This window comes from Bartonella sp. CL435QHHD, assembly GCF_042195095.1.
In the GTDB taxonomy this organism is placed as follows: Bacteria; Pseudomonadota; Alphaproteobacteria; order Rhizobiales; family Rhizobiaceae; genus Bartonella.
Genome location: NZ_JBHINS010000076.1, coordinates 1 through 15,336, shown reverse-complemented (window position 1 = coordinate 15,336; position 15,336 = coordinate 1). Strand labels below are relative to the sequence as shown.

Here is a 15,336-nt window from a genome sequence, read left to right as displayed (position 1 = left end):
GAGGGAGATGTCTTTAGCTGTCCTTCATATGGGAAAACGCGCGTTAGGTCTTGATGATGAGACCTATCGCGCACTGCTCTATCGCTTAACAGGCAAGCAATCGGCGAAAGATTTGAATTTTTCAGAAAAGCACTTGGTTATCGATGAAATGAAAGCGTGTGGTTTTAAGCCGAATGGGAAGCGTTTAGAGGGTAAATATGCCAAGAAGCTCCAGGCGCTCTGGATTGCTGGGTGGAATCTTGGCATTATTCGTGATCGTTCAGACAAGGCGTTGCTTGCCTTTGTGAAAAGACAGACAGGGATTGATCATATTCGTTTTTTACGCGATAGCGATGATGCATGCAGAGCTATTGAGGCGTTGAAAGGTTGGTTGCAGCGTGAGGGTGGGGTTGACTGGAGAGGAAAAAACCGCGAAGATTCATGGAGGAATAAACCAAGCATTTCCATTTTGTGTGCCCAATGGAAGTGTTTGAATCCCGATGCTATGTTTGAGCTTGGGGCTTTTCATCAAAGTGTTATGGCGTTAAGTGGTAAAGCTTTGGGTGAGATGAATGGGGGCGACTTTAGAGAAGTTATGAATGTTTGGGGGCGGAAAATCCGAAAAGGTATTAAAAGCGAGGGGTAAGCATGTATGCAAGAGGAAATCTATAGCGATTTTCCTGCCTTATTGCGTGAAATAGCTGATGTTGCGGGCAGTGAAGCAGCATGGAATATGATGCGGGCTTTTGGTGGACGAGAAGTTTATATACCCGGGCGTCTTGAAAATGCGGATTGGTTGATTGAAATTGTTGGGTTTGAAGAGGCGCAGCAATTGATCAACCATTTTTGTTTTAATGGTTCGGGTGTGCGCCTTCTTATCCCCCTTGGTAGAGATGCTGAACGGCGGCAAAAAATGCTAAAAGCGTTGCAAAAAGGCTGGTCGGTGGATACTGCAGCTGCTGTTTCTGGTATGCATGTGCGTACAGCCTATCGCTTGAAGAAGAAAATTTCTTTGCAAGAACCACAAGGTTTATTATTTCCAGAGTTTTATGAGTATTGAGAGTTTTGACTGACAGTGTCAGGCTTATATTGGGGGAGTGAGACCCGATAAACTGCGAATGGATTTTTATTCATTGAGTGGTTTGTTATGGTTTCAATAGATGCCTCTTTTCTTCATCGCCTTGCGCCTAAATTGGCGCATCATGCGCGCCAAGATTTTATTATTGTTGAAATGGCACGTGTGTTGCCTGAAGCTTTGTCTTATGGTGCGATCACGACACCATTGCGTGTTGCGCATTTTTTAAGCCAATGTGCCCATGAGAGTGATGGCTTTTTTACCGTTTGTGAATATGCCTCAGGGCGCGCTTATGAGGGGCGGCGTGATTTAGGCAATGTCAACCCTGGGGATGGGGTGCACTTTAAGGGGCGTGGTTTGATCCAGTTGACGGGGCGAAATAATTATCGTCGTTTTACGAAGTTTTGGCGCTTAGTCGATGAACAAGCGGTTGATTGTGAAGCATTTCCGCAAGAGCTGGAAAAGTTTCCAGCAGCGCTTTGGTCTGCTGTTTGGTTTTGGCAAATGAAAGGCTTGAATAGGCTGGCTGATCAAGATGATGTCGTGAGGATTACCAAGGCGATCAATGGGGGCAAGAATGGACTTGTGCAACGTTTGACCTATTTAAACCGCGCCAAAAAGCTTTTGGGACTTGGAGGCGAGGTAAAGGCATGAAACCTTCTTATCGTGGTTCTAGGCTCTATTTATGGTGGTCCTTTTGGTTTGCTTGGGGGGTTATTTTTTTGCTCGTTTCTGGTGGTTTGTGGGGGGCTCCGCATATTGTTGATATGGCGAGCATTTCTATTCCTTCGATGGTGGCGATTATTGTTGGCAATCTGGGGGTGCATCGTGGCTTTGGCTCGTTGGATTTTTCCAATAGGAAGCATTCCCATAAGCGGCATAGCCGCTCCTATGATGGGGTGGAGATAACGAGGTGGGGAGATAAAAGCAATGTTTAGCCCTGTTTCAAAACTGTCTTTTGGTCTGCTTTTTTTGGTCAGTGTGATGTTGGCGACTTTTGGCTTTATGAAAGCGCAAATTTTAAAGGCGGAAAAGGCGCGTGATTTGTATTGGCAGTTGGAGATTGCCAAGGCTTCAGCACGTGCACTGCTTGTACAAGAGCGACAAAGACAAGCAGCGTTGGAAGCTGAGCATCAAGCGCAAGGGGTGATTTCGGCTTTGGAACAAAAGCTTGTGAAAATGGAGGAAGTCAATGAGAAGTTGCCGGTTACTGGCGGTGGCATTGGGCTTGAGCGTGTGCGCTTGCTCAACACACAAGCCGGTGGGTAGCCTTTCTTATCATTTTTTATCGGTTGAGTTGCCGCCTGTTGTTCGCATGGCGTGTGCCCGCCCAGCTTTATTGCCAGAGCGTGCTTTGAATGCGCGCGAAGTGGTGCATTATTGGGGGCGTGATCGTGCTGCTTTATTGATTTGTGAACAGCGCAGAAAAGCTGCGGAGCGGGCGATTTTAGGCAAAAGAGAGGGGACTTTTAAGTGAATTTGGATATCAGTGTTGCCAATGGCTGGTTGTCTTTATTGTTATCGGTTATTGCGATTTGTGGGGTTTTGAGAGCCTATTTTTCTTCAGGTGCGCGGGAAATGCTGAAAGATATCACGGCGCTTAAAGAGCGTGTGCAAAAGTTAGAAACAGAGATGGACTTTTTACCTGATCGTGATGCGCTGCAAAGATTGGAAGTGAATATGGAGAAATTGAATGGTCGTCTCAACACGCTTTCTGCACAATTACAACCGGTGGCAGCCATTGGTGAGCGCTTGCAAGAGTTTTTGTTGGAGAATGCCAAGAAATGAAAGCAGATATGGATAAAATCATCCGTGAAGAAGCGCGGTTGATTATTTTAAAAGGGCTTGCTTGTGAGCGCAGCGAAACTTTATCGAGTGCGATGATTGAGCGGCTTTTATACAGTTATGGCATCAGACGCGATCGCGATTTTGTGCATAATGAACTGGCATGGATGGAAGATCAAGGTGCTGTTACTTTAAAATGTGTGGGTTCAGTTTTTCTTGCGGCGTTAACAGAACGGGGAGCGCGTCATTTAGACCGGAGCTTTTCCATTGAGGGGATTAAGCGGCCTAAACGTTCATCAATAAAAGACGAGGTGAAGGATGCGCAAGGTCGGGCGTGGACGTTTAACGGCGATTGATTTATTGCCGCAAGCTTGTGATCAAATTATTGCTGCTGCTGCTGAGGCTTTAAATGGGCGTGAGAAGACACAAATGGCTATTTATGGTGAGTTTAAAGCGGCTTTGAAGGCTTTACGAAAGGAAACGGGTCTCAGCTTTTCTATTCCCTCTTTTTCCAGTTTTAATCGTTATTCTTTGCGGCTAGCCGTGATGTCACGGCGCCTAGAACAGACAAGAGAAATTGCAGCAAGCCTCTCCAAGCGCTTTGATGCTAAAGCTTCTGATAATATCACTCTTTTGACGGCAGCAGCGATTAAGGAGTTGATTTTTTCAACGTTGAGCAGTGGGAAAAACCTTTCGCCAAAGGCAGCACAAGAATTGGCCAATGCGCTTAAAGGCGTGTTGGCGGCTGAACATTTGTCGACCACCAGACGGCAAAGATTAGAGAAGGATTTTACCAGCAAAGCAAGCAAAGCGGTTGACGCAGCAGCAGCAGCGGCGGGGCTCTCAGAAGAAACAGCGCGAGCTATTCGTGCGCAGGTGTTGGGGGTAAAACATGGCTGAACAGCCCTTTTCAAAAAGTCATGTCTTTGATCATCAAAGTGGTTTTGATATTTGGCGGAAAAGTACTTTTCCCAAAGAGAGTGATCCCTTAGCGGAAGGCGTTTTGATGGCGCATCAACGGGCATGGATTGAAGATAAGTCCCCATTAAAACTGGTGGAAAAGGGGCGGCGGACCGGCATTACTTTTGCAGAAGCTTTGGATGATACACTGATTGCAGCGGCGGCACGTGAAGCGAGGGGCGATAATGTTTTTTATATTGGTGACACCAAAGACAAGGGGCGGGAATTTATTGGCTATGTGAGCAATTTTGCTTCGGCAATTACGAGCCATAGTGGGGATGTTGAGGAATTTTTATTCTCTGATCAAAGGGCGGATGGTTCAACGAAATATATCTCTGCTTATCGGGTGCGTTTTGCTTCGGGGTTTCGGGTTGAGGCGCTTTCTAGCCGCCCTGAAAATATTCGCGGACTACAGGGCATTGTGGTGATTGACGAGGCGGCGTTTCATCAAGATGTGCGCTCTGTTTTGGATGCTGTCAATGCTTTGCTCATTTGGGGAGGAAAAATCCGTGTGATCTCCACCCATAATGGTGTGCTCAATCCTTTCAATGAACTGATCCGTGAGGCGCGAGCAGGTAAGGTTCCTTTTTCGGTGCATTGTTACCCCTTTGGTGTTGCTGTTAAAAATGGCTTGTTTAAACGTGTTTGTGCCATGAAGGGGGAGGTGTGGAGTCGAATTTCTGAGCAACAATGGGAAGATCAAATTCGCGCGTCTTATGGGATACGTTTGAGTGCGATGCGGCAAGAATTAGATGCCATACCAGCTGATCAAGAAGGGGCTGCTTTAACACGCTTACAGATTGAAAATTGTTGCGCACCAGGTATTGCGGTGTTGCGTTTTGCTTGTGTGGATGATTTTAAAAATCAATCGGAACATCAACGAAGTGTTGCTGCTTTTGCTTGGTGTGAGAAACATATAAAACCTCTTCATATTGGGCTTGACCGGCGGCGCCAACATGTTTTTGGTGTTGATTTTGCCAGATCGGGCGATGCGACATCGATTGTGGTGATGGAGGTGGGACAAGATTTGGTGCGCCGTGTCCGGTTTATGGTGGAATTGCGCAATACGCCGTTTGATCAACAAAGAGAGATTTTATTTTATGGGGTGAATGGTTTGCCGCGTTTGATGGGCGGCGCGTTAGATGCGCGGGGCAATGGGGCTTATTTAGCCGAAAAAGCGGCGCAGCGTTATGGAGCTCTTGTGAAGGAAGTGCCCTTGTCACAAAGTTGGTATGGCAAGGAAATGCCGGCTTATTTAGAAGCTTTTGGGGATGGGACGATTGTTTTGCCGCGCGATAGTGACATTGTTGCCGATCATCAAGCGCTTGCTTATGTCAATGGCATTGTGAAAATTCCAGACAATCATCGTTTTAAAGGCAGTGATGGTTTTATGCGCCATGGTGATAGCGCGATTGCTTGCGCTTTGGCTTATTTTGCCAGCCGCCAAACTCCTGAAATTTATGATTATACACCTGTGAGAGAGGCTTATCGTTTTGATGAAAGCTCGCTCTTTTCAACGCCTTTTTTTTCAACAATGCGATCAAAGATTTATTGATGGGATGATGAGATGGTAAAACTTTTAGATCAGTGGGGCAGGGCGCTTAATATCAAAGGGTTGGAGCGAGAAGTTGCAAGCCCTACCGTTGGCGGTGTTCGTGATGTATGGTCACAAACCATTGTCAGTGGTCTGACCCCTGCGCAACTTGCTGATATTTTGCAACAGGCAGCACAGGGGCATCCAGAGCAGTTTTTTCAACTTGCCGATGATATGGAAGAGCGTGATTTGCATTATCGTGCTGTGCTTGGCATGCGTAAAAATGCCCTTACAGGGGTGGAGCCTGGAGTGATTGCCGCAAGCAACAGTGCACAGGACAAAAAGATAGCAGATGCGGTGCGGGAAGTGATTAGTGCGCCTACCTTTGTTGATGATTATGTCACGGATTTGTTAGATGCTTTGGGAAAAGGCTATGCGGTTGTTGAAACTTTGTGGGACAAGAGTGCCAAGGAATGGTGGCCGGTTGCTTGGAAATGGCGTGACCAGCGGTTTTTTCAATTGGATCGACGGGATGGTTTTCATTTGCGTTTAAAAGAAGAGGGGTCTTTTAATGGAAGTGAATTGCCTGCTTATAAATTTTCTATTCACAGACCCAAGTTGAAAAGCGGTTTGCCTATTCGTTCTGGGCTTGCGCGGCTTGCAGCTTGGGCTTTTTTGTTTAAATCTTATACCTTAAAAGATTGGATGGCATTTTTAGAAGTTTATGGCATGCCTTTGCGTGTGGGTAAATATGGGGCAAGCTCTTCTCATGAGGAACGGCGGGTTCTCATTCAAGCGGTGCGTGATTTATCCAGTGATGCGGCAGCGATTATTCCCAAAGAAATGGAGATTGAATTTATTGAAGCGGCAGGGGGCAGTGGCAATGCGGTGTTTGCTTCTAAGGCGGAATATTTAGATCGACAAATTTCTAAAGGTGTGTTGGGGCAAACCATGACGACGGATGATGGTGCGTCTTTTTCGCAAGCGCGCATTCATGAAAATGTGCGCCATGATATTGCCAGAGCTGATGCACGCCAATTAGCTTTAACGGCTAATCGTGATTTAATTGTGCCCTTTGTTGAGATTAATTTTGGGCGCCAAGAGCGCGCTCCCCTTGTCTATTGGCCGATTTCGGAAAATGAAGACATTAAAGCGATTAGTGATGCGCTGGAAAAACTTGTGCCTTTAGGTTTGCGTGTTGGGGCGCAAGAAGTGCGCAATAAGATTGGTTTTTCGCAACCAAAAAAGGAAGAGGATGTTTTAAAGGCTCCTGATAATGCGCTTGATGATGAGAGGGGAGAAAAGGCTCATGTTTGTGCTGATTGTGGAGGTGTTTTTGATGTTTCTGTGACAAGAGAGAGCAAGGGTGCAAAAGAGAAGGGTGGGAAACATCACGACGAATTGGACCGGCTTTCACAAGAAGCTTTAAGCGACTGGGAAGAGGACTTAGAACCCCTTTTAGAGCCTTTTAAAAAGCTTGTGAGAGAAGCAACAAGTTATGAGGATATCCTAAAAGGCTTAGATGAATTATTGGGTGAGATGGATCATCACGCATTAGCAGCGCGCTTGGCAAAAGTACAAATGATTGCACGTGGGCTTGGGTATCATGGATGAGGAACTTTTTAAAACCGCCCCTAAAGAGGTCACCCGTTATTTTGAAGCCAAGGCACTTGTTCCAAGCTTTGATTGGCGTGATATAGCACCAGAAGAACATGCCTTTTCCTTTACGGTGGCAAAATCGCTAGGCTATGATATTTTGGAGGATTTTAAGCGAGCGGTTGGAGAAGCCATAAAGCATCAAGTTCCTTTTCAAGATTTTCAAAAAAATTTGATGCCGATTTTACAGGAAAAGGGTTGGTGGGGTAAAAAGACTGCCATTGACCCCAAAACTGGTGAAAATAGCGTGGTACAATTGGGCAGCCCACGGCGTTTAGAAACGGTCTATTGGGCCAATACCATGAGTGCGCATGCGGCAGGTGAGTGGGAGCGCACACAAAATAATAAAGAATTTTTGCCCTATCTCACCTATGCTTTGTCAAGTTCAGAACATAAGCGTTTAGAACATGAAAGTTGGGTGGGGTTTACAGCACCTGTTGATGATCCGGTTTGGGATTGGCTTTATCCGCCCAATGGTTGGCGGTGTAAATGCAGTGTGCGACAGGTAAGCCGTTATGAAGCAGAAGATTTAGGCTATGAAGAGGGGGCAGAGCCACTTCATGTTGAAAAGCAGGTTTGGCACAATAAGCGAACGGGGAAAGTTGAGAAGATACCAAAGGGGATTGATCCTGGTTGGCATTCTAATCCTGGGAAACATCGGGCGCAAAATTTAAGCCGTTTTTTGAGTGATAAAGTCTCTGTGATGGGGGACAATGACAAACGCATTGCCATTGAAGATATTGTGGGTTCACCACTTTTGGAAGCCATGTTTGAAGGACGGATGCCTCGCGGGTTTATACCCATTGCACCGATACCACAAAAGGTGGGTGATGTTTTTGCAGCGGAAAATTCTCTTATTCGCTTATCCGCAGACAGTGTGAAACATATTTTGTTAGAGCATCAAGCGCGTGATCTTCGCTTGGATGATTTTCGAGGCGCCATTCAAACACTCATTCGCCCCCATGGAATTATCAGGCGAAAAGGTGTACCGAGCGTTGTGTTTTTGGGTGAAAATGATGGGGTATGGTGGCGCTTAGCGGTTAAATTTGTGGCAAGCAAACAAGAATGGTGGTTGACCTCCATGCATAAAAAAAGCTCTAGAGAAATTGGACGCTTATTGGATGCGGCTGAAAAAAAGGGCGAGAGGTTGTTGTAAAGAGAACAACAGGAAGAAAGTCTTGTGTTCTTAACGGAAAAGAGGCGAGGAAAAAGAGAAGGCGTGGAGGGCGGTCAACTCCTCGCAGATCCGGTAAAACCGTCCTGGTATAACTGGCTCACGCCTCGTGGATAGAAGTAACAGTTTAAAAGTTTAAAAGCAATCTTAAAAAAAACGACTTGAGAAAAACCATGTTGGCTTTTGTGAAGAGAGTCGATGCGTGAGAAAATGAGAAGGCGTGGAGGGCGGTCAACTCCTCGCAGATCCGGTAAAACCGTCCTGGCAAAACTGGCTCACGCCTTACCTCCAATGATATAATGTTTTTAAGCCAAAAAGCAATTTTTAAAAAAAACGGCTTGAGAGAGGCTTTTTTTGTATAAGGCGATAAATTGTACCTCTCACTTCACAACGGCGCTCTATCGTCTTTGAAGTGCCTTTGAAAACGATTTTATGGGATGGTTTGGCACGGGGGTTTCTCTCACAAGGAGAAGAATAGGGAAAAGAGTGCTTTTTTGAGAAATGCTCTTTTGACTGACAGTGTCAGACTTATGGTGGGAGTAAGTTTCATGCATTGTATTGCCAATGACAATTGTAAAGCAATAGGCAATGTATGGAACAGGAATTTCACGAAGATCAAAAAGATGGGGATGCAGAAACATTTCATGCTGCGTTAATAGATCTCTGTCCAGACGTTTTATGCCAAGACATTTCATGTGAAGACGCCACCGTTAGCCAAGCGCCTGAATGGGTAGAGCTTTTGCCCAAAGCGCCCCATGTGAAGGCACGTGATGGACGACAATGGCATTATAACCCGCAAACTATTTTAAAAGCCTTTGCAGCCAATAAAGGACCGCTTGTGATTGATTATGAGCATGGGCAACATCACCGTGCGAGAAATGGTTTAGAAGCACCTGCCAGTGGCTGGATTGAAGAATTAGCAGAGCGGGATGGTGCGATTTGGGGGCGTGTTAAATGGACCGATATGGCTACCAAAAAGATTGTTGCCCGAGAATATCGCTATCTTTCGCCTGAGTTTCGCCATTCCAAGAAAGGTGAAATTTTGAATTTAGCAGGTGCTGGTTTGGTGAACCGTCCAGCCCTTGTCATGACGGCTTTAAGCCGTGAACAGCCTTCCCCTATAACTTTGACGGAGAAAATGATGGATTTGACAGCCATTGCCAGTGCACTATCGCTGGCAGAAGATGCTAAAGCGGATGAGGTTTTAGCAACGCTTAAAGCGCGCGAAAAGGAACGCGTGGAATTAAATGCCCAATTAACAAAAGCGCGAGAAGATTTAGCGCTTTTGCAAGAAGAGCAAAAAAACAGTGCCATTGAGAGTCTTTTAGATAAGACCATTGAAGAGGGCAAGATTTTGCCGGCTGCTCGCGAGGAATATCGTGCGCTCTGTAGCCTTGAAGGGGGGATGGAGCATTTTAAAAGTTTGGTCGAGAAGTTGCCGGCGCTTGCCTCAACAAGCCCTTTAGAAGTGTGTGCCTTAGCGCAAGAACCAAAGCTTGCTCCAGAAGAGGTTGCCCTTGCGGCACGCCATTATCAGGAAGAGCAGAAGCAAAAAGGCTTCGACATCACCATTAGCCAAGCGGTTGAGTATATTAGCGAGCAAAAGGAGCGCCCATTATGAGTACGATGATTTTGATTAAATCTTTTCGCGCTGGAGATGTGATTTCACCTTATTGCATTGTTGCAGCGCGCGGTGACGGAATGGTGGCAACGGCTTCTGGTAAGGGTGATAAATTATTAGGGACTGCTGGGTCATTGAGTGCAAAGGCTGGTGAGATGATTGATGTTGGCCAATGTGGTTGGGGCGAAGTGGTTTGTGGAGGCAATGTTTCCTTTGGTGATTTTTTGACCTCTGACCCCAAAGGACACGCCATTAAAGCGGAAGCCGCAGATCGCACCATTGGTATTGCCATGAGTGATGGTTCTGCTGGTGATGTTATTTCTTTTAAAATTAATTAATCGAGGCATAAAATGAACAGACCTTTTCCCATTGATCCAACACTCACCGCTATTGCTATTGGTTATCGCAATCCAGCAGGTTCTCTTATTGGCGATAGAGTTTTGCCACGCGTTTGTGTTTTAAGTGAGGTGTTTAAATATAGTGAATTTCCTTTAGCAGAAAATTTTACCGTGCCTGAACTTGAGGTTGGGCGAAAAGGGCGCCCGAATGTGGTGGAATTTTCTGCCTTTGAACGGGAAGCCAGTGTCAAAGATTACGGACTTGATGATCTCATCCCCAATTCAGATATTGAAGCAGCGGCACGGGCACGGGCAGAAAAGCGCTCTCGTTATAACCCCGAAAAGACAGCTGTAGAGGGACTTGCCAATTTGCTAGAATTGGGGCGTGAAGTGCGTGTGGCAGCTCTTGTGCAAAGAAGTGAAAATTACGCACCAGAGCGGGTGATTACGCTTAAGGGTGAAAATAAATTTAGCGATTATGAGAAATCTGACCCTTATGCCACTTTAGATGAGGCGATGGATAAAAGTCTCGTCTATACGCCCAACACCATTGTGATGGGCAAAGTTGTTTGGTCAAAACTCAAACGTCATCCCAAAATCATTAAAGCCGTTAAAGGGGGTGGCACTGCTGATGGTTTTGTCACCAAGGCGCAATTTGCTGATCTGATGGAAATACACCCCGATCGTTTACTCATTGGTGAATCGCAAGTGAATTTGGCACGTAAAGGGCGTTCGGCACAATTGGCACGCGTGTGGGGCAATAAGATTGCACTGCTTTATATTGACCCTACCAAACAACAGGCAGATGGTTCGGTGATCAGTTGGGGCTTTAGCGCCCAGTTGGGCGAGCGTTTGTCTGGAGTGATCCAAGATCCAGATATCGGCTTGTCGGGTGGTAAACGGGTGCGTGTGGGGGAACGTGTGTGTGAATTGGTTGCCGCAAAAGATGCCGGTGTTTTGTTGCAAGAAGTTGTCTAAGGGAAACTTTTAAACATGGCTTATGCAAGCAAAACATTGATTGAAGAGCTCTGGGGTGATGACTTCTTGGATGATTTGTGTGGGATGGATGAGAACTCTGATCCAGTTTTTTCAGAGCAAGCCATTGCCCGCGCGCTCGAACAGGCAAGTGGTGAGATTGATGTGCATTTGTCTCATCGCTACTGCGTCCCCATTGCTGGACAGCCGGCGGCTCTGGGTATGATCTGTGTCAATATTGCTGTTTATAATTTAGCCATACGCCATACGGCGCTGACCACGACCATTGAAGATCGTTACAAACAGGCGGTTGATTTGCTGAAACGTATTGCCGAAGGCAAAGCGGGTTTAGGCATAGATGAACCTAAAATTATGAGCGAAGATGGACCGGTTCGTGATGGGGCTTTTTTTCATGCCAAGCCGCGTTTGATGGGAAGGTAACATGTCTGTTGCAACCCATATTGAGATTAAAGAGACAGGGCTTGAAGCGGCTTTATCCTTTTTGCAAAAGGGCGCTGATAGCTCGATGGGGACTTTGGCACAAGGGGTTGGGCGTCTCATCCAAGAAAGCACAAGGCGGCGGATTCAAAGCGAAAAAAATTCTGCCCAAGGAGAGAAGTGGAAAAACAATTATGCCCGCACCTCCATTCTTTATGCCAGTGGGGCGCTTTCACGCTCCATTGATATGAAAGCTTCACCAGAACAGGTGATTGTGGGCTCTGGGTTGGTTTATGCGCGGATTCATCAATTGGGTGGGGTTATTCGCCCGAAAAATGGCAAGACACTGCGCTTTTTTCTTAAAAGCGGTAATGCACACCGCTTTGTTTGTGTGCATCAAGTGACTATGCCGGCACGCCCTTATTTGGGGCTTTCAGAGCACAATAAAGTGGAAATTGTCAAAGCGACAGAAGACTGGCTGGAAAGGGTCTTTTCATGAACCAAACGATCACACAAGCAGGGCGCATTAATCAGTTTCGTGAAGCGGTGATAAGGAGCCTTAAAGGCGCTTTGCCGGATGTGCGTGATTGCGGCTGTCAATTTGGACGTTTTAATTTAGAAGAACTTGAAACACAGATGCTGGTGGCTCCAGCAATACGGGTTGCGGTGTTAGAAAGCCGTTTGAATCCTGTAGCAAGTGGACAGATGAGTGCTGATCTTCATTTAGGGGCTTTTATTATTACCACTGGTAAAGAGCGTGATGTTTCCAGTTGGCTTTTAGCAGAAGCCATTGCGGTTTTATGCCATAGCGGGCAATTGTGGGGGCTAACGCATTTGAGTGCCCCGCGTGATGTCCAGATTGAACCGATTATTTCCGCGGCGATTAAGCAGCGTGGTGTATCGATAAGCGTGGTGGAATGGCACCAAGATTTGCATCAGTTGGGACAGGATATTTTTTGTGATGAAGGACAACTCAAAAGTGGTTTGATTTCATGTGATGATGAGGTGTTGCCATGAATGATGCGCATTTGTTGAGTGACACCTTGCGACAAATAATGAAGCGTCTTGATGCGCTTGAACGCTGTCTTGCCAACCAGCACATGATTGGGCGGGTTGTGCAAGTTGATGGCCATAGGGTGCGGGTGAAACTTTCCGAACAGGGTTCTAATGGACAAGCAGTTTTATCGCCTTGGCTACAAGCGCAAGAAGCTTCTGGCGCTCTCTCAAGCAATATGCCCCTCCATGTTGGTGATCCGGTGCGGTTATTAAATCCCCATGGCGAAATTGGTTCTGCCTCTCTGGTGGTGCGCGATAGTTATAGTGAGGATGCACCTAATCCCGCACGCTCTTTCCAAGAGTTGGCGCTCTGTTATGCCGGTGGCGCTTTGCGAATGACAAAAGATGAACTTATTCTCTCCCATGGGGAAAACCAAATCCATTTGAGTGAAAAAGGTTTGGTGCTTTCTCATCAAGCAACCCGTGTTGAATTAACGGGTAGTGTGCGGATTCAAGCAGAAGATTTGCAGCATAATCAAAAATCTGTTGGCGCAAGCCACAAACACGGTGGGGTCAAAATGGGTCCCTCCACAACCTCTTCCCCTCTTTAAAGGAGTTTTATCATGCGTGAGAACATTTATGTTATTTTAACCAATGCCGATTTTGTTGCAGGCAAGCGTTCACTGGGCAAAGGTGAAGAAATTTGTTTAAGTGAGGAAGAGGCTAAATATCCGTTGCTGCTTGGTCAGATCGCTGAAAAACCAGCCCCTGTTGTTGCGGCGGCCCCAACTGTTTCTACCACAAAGACAAGTAAAGGAGCTTAAAGCATGCGGTGCGGGATGAGCGAAAAGGATGGCTCTCTTTTATATGGCTTTGCGCATTGTCAACAGTCACTTCGTAAATGTCTGACGACAAGAATTGGGACACGGGTTTTGCGTCGTCATTATGGATGTGATGTTGGAGCATTCCAAGATGCCAATGCTGATCCTGCGACGATGATGCAGCTTTATCAAGCAATTGTTGAAGCACTCGATGATCCAGAGTGTGGAGAGCCTGGGTTCTCGTTGCAGAGGATTGATCTGACAAAAGCAACGCGTGAAGGCACGTTCCATTTTGTTTTAACGGGTGTTTTTTATCCCAATGGGCATTTGGGGGATTGGTCACACCAAGAGCCAATGAGCATCAATTTAGAGGTTGGTGATGACTGAGTTTGAACCTTTATCCTTTTCACAGATTCCCCCTCCACAACTCCCTCTGCCACAAATTATTGAAGAGCTTTCTGTTGAAGCAATTTTAGAGCAAAAGATCACGCGTTTGACTGAGCTTTTTGCAGCGCATCATATTCCTTATAATGTGGAAAAGACGGCTTATGATCCGGTTGTCATTCAATTGCAAGCGGCGGCTTATGAAGAGTTGCTATTGCGCCAGCGAATTAATGAAGTAGCGCGGGATAATTTACTCACATTTGCCCATGGAACAAGTTTAGATCATTTGGGGGATTTTCATGGGGTCACGCGCCTTTTGGATGAAGATGATGAGCGTTTGCGCCGCCGCATTCGTTTGAATAGACAAGGACATTCCACAGGTGGCACAGCGCCACGTTACCAATATTTTGCCCTCTCAAGCGATATCCATGTCAAAGATGCTTTTGTTTATCGTGAGGGTAAAAGTCCGCTTATTCATGTTGCGCTTTTTAGTGACGCTCCTTCAGGGGTGGCTGATGAGGCTTTAATTGCAAAGGTGCAAGCAGCCCTTGATGCCCCCCATGTTAAAATGACCAATGACCACATCCTTGTGAAAAGCGCGGTACAGCGGATGATCAATGTTTCTGCTGATTTTTGGTTGTTACCGGATGAAGGCTCCTTTGTTTTGGAAAGAGCGGAGCAGAAATTAAGAGCAGAATGGGCGCGTGCGCAAAGGCTTGGGCGTGATTTGTCTTTAAGTTGGATACTAAGCCGCTTGATGGTTGAGGGCGTTCACCATGTGAACATAACGCAACCTTTTGAGGATATTTTGGTCGCACCTGATGAAGCAGTCGCACTAGGGGATATTGTTTTGTTTGAACGGGGGCGTGCTTATTGATGCTTTCCTCACTTTTGCCCCCGAATTCGAGCTTGTTTGAACGTTGTCTTGCTGACGCAATGGCTGTTGATCCTCACGTTAAAACTGCACTCGAAGAAATACCTCGCGCGAAATTTATCACGCGTCCGCCTTCTTGGTTGCCCTTTTTAATAGACGAATATGGCTTACAAGAATTAAACCCTTATTTCTCTAACCTTTATGATTTAATTGATCAGGGTCTTGCATGGCAAAATATTCGCGGCTCCCTTGCGGCAATAGAGATGGGGCTTGAATGGCTAGGGATTTCGGCACGCTTTCAACCCGCCTGGACGGGGCGAGCATGGTGGAATTCCTTTCAACTTGATTTTGATCAGTTGCCTGAACGCAAAAGCCTTGAAGCCATTGAAGCGATTACCGACCTTTCCAAAAGTTTGCGCTCTGATTTTCGCCGTGGGACCTATGGTTATAATGTGCAAGCCATGGAAGGCAATATGTCACGCCTTGATGATAGCATGTTGGAGTATGAAAGCGGTGTTCGCTTAACAGCTGGGGACACTTTGTTTTCCTTTGGACGCACAACAGAAATCAATCATACCCTCACAAAAGAAGAAGGCAGGCTTATTGGCAATTGGATAGATGATGGGGATGAAGAGTTAAGCTGGGACCTTATTGATTATCCATGGGACATGGCAAATTTTCCGTGGTGTTCGGTCAAAAAACATGAACGCGATATACTCATGGCAG

Annotated in this window: 23 protein-coding genes; all 23 read left to right on the top strand. The window is 46.3% G+C overall.

The window, feature by feature from the left end:
• Positions 1–7 precede the first annotated feature (7 nt).
• Entirely contained in the window at positions 8–625 is a 618-nt protein-coding gene (locus ACFILH_RS05965) for a regulatory protein GemA (protein WP_375667516.1), read from the top strand.
• 6 nt (positions 626–631) lie between these two features.
• The gene (locus ACFILH_RS05960) at positions 632–1,039 is read left to right on the top strand and encodes a helix-turn-helix domain-containing protein (RefSeq protein WP_375667514.1); all 408 of its coding nucleotides are present in this window, start codon (positions 632–634) and stop codon (positions 1,037–1,039) included.
• A gap of 87 nt (positions 1,040–1,126) precedes the next feature.
• Positions 1,127–1,708, top strand: coding sequence for a glycoside hydrolase family 19 protein (locus ACFILH_RS05955; RefSeq protein ID WP_375667513.1), 582 nt, complete (start codon positions 1,127–1,129; stop codon positions 1,706–1,708).
• Positions 1,705–1,992, top strand: coding sequence for a hypothetical protein (locus ACFILH_RS05950; protein ID WP_375631548.1), 288 nt, complete (start codon positions 1,705–1,707; stop codon positions 1,990–1,992). The genes ACFILH_RS05955 and ACFILH_RS05950 overlap by 4 nt, the downstream gene beginning before the upstream one ends.
• Positions 1,985–2,323: a hypothetical protein gene (locus ACFILH_RS05945; protein WP_375654600.1), complete on the top strand. Its 339-nt coding sequence runs from the start codon at positions 1,985–1,987 to the stop codon at positions 2,321–2,323. The genes ACFILH_RS05950 and ACFILH_RS05945 overlap by 8 nt, the downstream gene beginning before the upstream one ends.
• Complete coding sequence (locus ACFILH_RS05940; protein WP_375646427.1) at positions 2,289–2,531, top strand: hypothetical protein; 243 nt, start codon at positions 2,289–2,291, stop codon at positions 2,529–2,531. Before ACFILH_RS05945 ends, ACFILH_RS05940 begins: the two co-directional genes overlap by 35 nt.
• Complete coding sequence (locus ACFILH_RS05935; RefSeq protein ID WP_375607966.1) at positions 2,528–2,842, top strand: DUF2730 family protein; 315 nt, start codon at positions 2,528–2,530, stop codon at positions 2,840–2,842. Before ACFILH_RS05940 ends, ACFILH_RS05935 begins: the two co-directional genes overlap by 4 nt.
• Positions 2,839–3,195, top strand: coding sequence for a hypothetical protein (locus ACFILH_RS05930; protein ID WP_375612320.1), 357 nt, complete (start codon positions 2,839–2,841; stop codon positions 3,193–3,195). Before ACFILH_RS05935 ends, ACFILH_RS05930 begins: the two co-directional genes overlap by 4 nt.
• Positions 3,158–3,739: a phage protein Gp27 family protein gene (locus ACFILH_RS05925; RefSeq protein ID WP_375631553.1), complete on the top strand. Its 582-nt coding sequence runs from the start codon at positions 3,158–3,160 to the stop codon at positions 3,737–3,739. The genes ACFILH_RS05930 and ACFILH_RS05925 overlap by 38 nt, the downstream gene beginning before the upstream one ends.
• Positions 3,732–5,354 (top strand): hypothetical protein, encoded by a 1,623-nt coding sequence (locus ACFILH_RS05920; RefSeq protein WP_375667511.1) that lies wholly within the window; start codon positions 3,732–3,734, stop codon positions 5,352–5,354. Before ACFILH_RS05925 ends, ACFILH_RS05920 begins: the two co-directional genes overlap by 8 nt.
• A 12-nt stretch (positions 5,355–5,366) precedes the next feature.
• Complete coding sequence (locus tag ACFILH_RS05915; protein ID WP_375667509.1) at positions 5,367–6,947, top strand: DUF935 domain-containing protein; 1,581 nt, start codon at positions 5,367–5,369, stop codon at positions 6,945–6,947.
• Positions 6,940–8,145, top strand: a complete 1,206-nt coding sequence (locus ACFILH_RS05910; RefSeq protein WP_375654605.1) for a phage minor head protein — start codon at positions 6,940–6,942, stop codon at positions 8,143–8,145. Before ACFILH_RS05915 ends, ACFILH_RS05910 begins: the two co-directional genes overlap by 8 nt.
• Positions 8,146–8,755: 610 nt before the next feature.
• Entirely contained in the window at positions 8,756–9,784 is a 1,029-nt protein-coding gene (locus ACFILH_RS05905) for a phage protease (protein WP_375631560.1), read from the top strand.
• Positions 9,781–10,122: a hypothetical protein gene (locus ACFILH_RS05900; protein ID WP_375613753.1), complete on the top strand. Its 342-nt coding sequence runs from the start codon at positions 9,781–9,783 to the stop codon at positions 10,120–10,122. The genes ACFILH_RS05905 and ACFILH_RS05900 overlap by 4 nt, the downstream gene beginning before the upstream one ends.
• Before the next feature lie 12 nt (positions 10,123–10,134).
• Positions 10,135–11,100, top strand: coding sequence for a capsid protein (locus ACFILH_RS05895; RefSeq protein ID WP_375613754.1), 966 nt, complete (start codon positions 10,135–10,137; stop codon positions 11,098–11,100).
• Between the two features lie 15 nt (positions 11,101–11,115).
• Positions 11,116–11,538 carry a gp436 family protein gene (locus ACFILH_RS05890; RefSeq protein ID WP_273790112.1) on the top strand — a complete coding sequence of 141 codons (423 nt, stop codon included), beginning with the start codon at positions 11,116–11,118 and terminating at the stop codon, positions 11,536–11,538.
• Between the two features lies 1 nt (position 11,539).
• Complete coding sequence (locus ACFILH_RS05885; protein ID WP_375631564.1) at positions 11,540–12,034, top strand: phage virion morphogenesis protein; 495 nt, start codon at positions 11,540–11,542, stop codon at positions 12,032–12,034.
• Positions 12,031–12,552: a hypothetical protein gene (locus ACFILH_RS05880; protein ID WP_375631565.1), complete on the top strand. Its 522-nt coding sequence runs from the start codon at positions 12,031–12,033 to the stop codon at positions 12,550–12,552. Before ACFILH_RS05885 ends, ACFILH_RS05880 begins: the two co-directional genes overlap by 4 nt.
• A complete protein-coding gene (locus ACFILH_RS05875) occupies positions 12,549–13,142 on the top strand; it encodes a baseplate assembly protein (protein ID WP_375631567.1) in 594 nt (197 codons plus the stop codon). The genes ACFILH_RS05880 and ACFILH_RS05875 overlap by 4 nt, the downstream gene beginning before the upstream one ends.
• Before the next feature lie 12 nt (positions 13,143–13,154).
• A complete protein-coding gene (locus ACFILH_RS05870) occupies positions 13,155–13,355 on the top strand; it encodes a hypothetical protein (RefSeq protein ID WP_375631569.1) in 201 nt (66 codons plus the stop codon).
• 3 nt (positions 13,356–13,358) lie between these two features.
• The gene (locus ACFILH_RS05865) at positions 13,359–13,739 is read left to right on the top strand and encodes a GPW/gp25 family protein (protein WP_375613760.1); all 381 of its coding nucleotides are present in this window, start codon (positions 13,359–13,361) and stop codon (positions 13,737–13,739) included.
• Positions 13,732–14,613 carry a baseplate J/gp47 family protein gene (locus ACFILH_RS05860; protein ID WP_375631571.1) on the top strand — a complete coding sequence of 294 codons (882 nt, stop codon included), beginning with the start codon at positions 13,732–13,734 and terminating at the stop codon, positions 14,611–14,613. The genes ACFILH_RS05865 and ACFILH_RS05860 overlap by 8 nt, the downstream gene beginning before the upstream one ends.
• The coding region (locus ACFILH_RS05855) for a phage tail protein (protein WP_375667508.1) at positions 14,613–15,336 on the top strand (724 nt) is incomplete at its 3' end. The genes ACFILH_RS05860 and ACFILH_RS05855, both read left to right, overlap by 1 nt.

Bases quoted from the DNA above. Each gene is read 5' to 3' on its own strand.
- ACFILH_RS05965 (WP_375667516.1), top strand. From the start codon at position 8: ATGTCTTTAGCTGTCCTTCATATGGGAAAACGCGCGTTAGGTCTTGAT.
- ACFILH_RS05960 (WP_375667514.1), top strand. From the start codon at position 632: ATGCAAGAGGAAATCTATAGCGATTTTCCTGCCTTATTGCGTGAAATA.
- ACFILH_RS05955 (WP_375667513.1), top strand. From the start codon at position 1,127: ATGGTTTCAATAGATGCCTCTTTTCTTCATCGCCTTGCGCCTAAATTG.
- ACFILH_RS05950 (WP_375631548.1), top strand. From the start codon at position 1,705: ATGAAACCTTCTTATCGTGGTTCTAGGCTCTATTTATGGTGGTCCTTT.
- ACFILH_RS05945 (WP_375654600.1), top strand. From the start codon at position 1,985: ATGTTTAGCCCTGTTTCAAAACTGTCTTTTGGTCTGCTTTTTTTGGTC.
- ACFILH_RS05930 (WP_375612320.1), top strand. From the start codon at position 2,839: ATGAAAGCAGATATGGATAAAATCATCCGTGAAGAAGCGCGGTTGATT.
- ACFILH_RS05925 (WP_375631553.1), top strand. From the start codon at position 3,158: ATGCGCAAGGTCGGGCGTGGACGTTTAACGGCGATTGATTTATTGCCG.
- ACFILH_RS05920 (WP_375667511.1), top strand. From the start codon at position 3,732: ATGGCTGAACAGCCCTTTTCAAAAAGTCATGTCTTTGATCATCAAAGT.
- ACFILH_RS05915 (WP_375667509.1), top strand. From the start codon at position 5,367: ATGGTAAAACTTTTAGATCAGTGGGGCAGGGCGCTTAATATCAAAGGG.
- ACFILH_RS05910 (WP_375654605.1), top strand. From the start codon at position 6,940: ATGGATGAGGAACTTTTTAAAACCGCCCCTAAAGAGGTCACCCGTTAT.
- ACFILH_RS05905 (WP_375631560.1), top strand. From the start codon at position 8,756: ATGGAACAGGAATTTCACGAAGATCAAAAAGATGGGGATGCAGAAACA.
- ACFILH_RS05900 (WP_375613753.1), top strand. From the start codon at position 9,781: ATGAGTACGATGATTTTGATTAAATCTTTTCGCGCTGGAGATGTGATT.
- ACFILH_RS05895 (WP_375613754.1), top strand. From the start codon at position 10,135: ATGAACAGACCTTTTCCCATTGATCCAACACTCACCGCTATTGCTATT.
- ACFILH_RS05890 (WP_273790112.1), top strand. From the start codon at position 11,116: ATGGCTTATGCAAGCAAAACATTGATTGAAGAGCTCTGGGGTGATGAC.
- ACFILH_RS05885 (WP_375631564.1), top strand. From the start codon at position 11,540: ATGTCTGTTGCAACCCATATTGAGATTAAAGAGACAGGGCTTGAAGCG.
- ACFILH_RS05880 (WP_375631565.1), top strand. From the start codon at position 12,031: ATGAACCAAACGATCACACAAGCAGGGCGCATTAATCAGTTTCGTGAA.
- ACFILH_RS05875 (WP_375631567.1), top strand. From the start codon at position 12,549: ATGAATGATGCGCATTTGTTGAGTGACACCTTGCGACAAATAATGAAG.
- ACFILH_RS05870 (WP_375631569.1), top strand. From the start codon at position 13,155: ATGCGTGAGAACATTTATGTTATTTTAACCAATGCCGATTTTGTTGCA.
- ACFILH_RS05865 (WP_375613760.1), top strand. From the start codon at position 13,359: ATGCGGTGCGGGATGAGCGAAAAGGATGGCTCTCTTTTATATGGCTTT.
- ACFILH_RS05860 (WP_375631571.1), top strand. From the start codon at position 13,732: ATGACTGAGTTTGAACCTTTATCCTTTTCACAGATTCCCCCTCCACAA.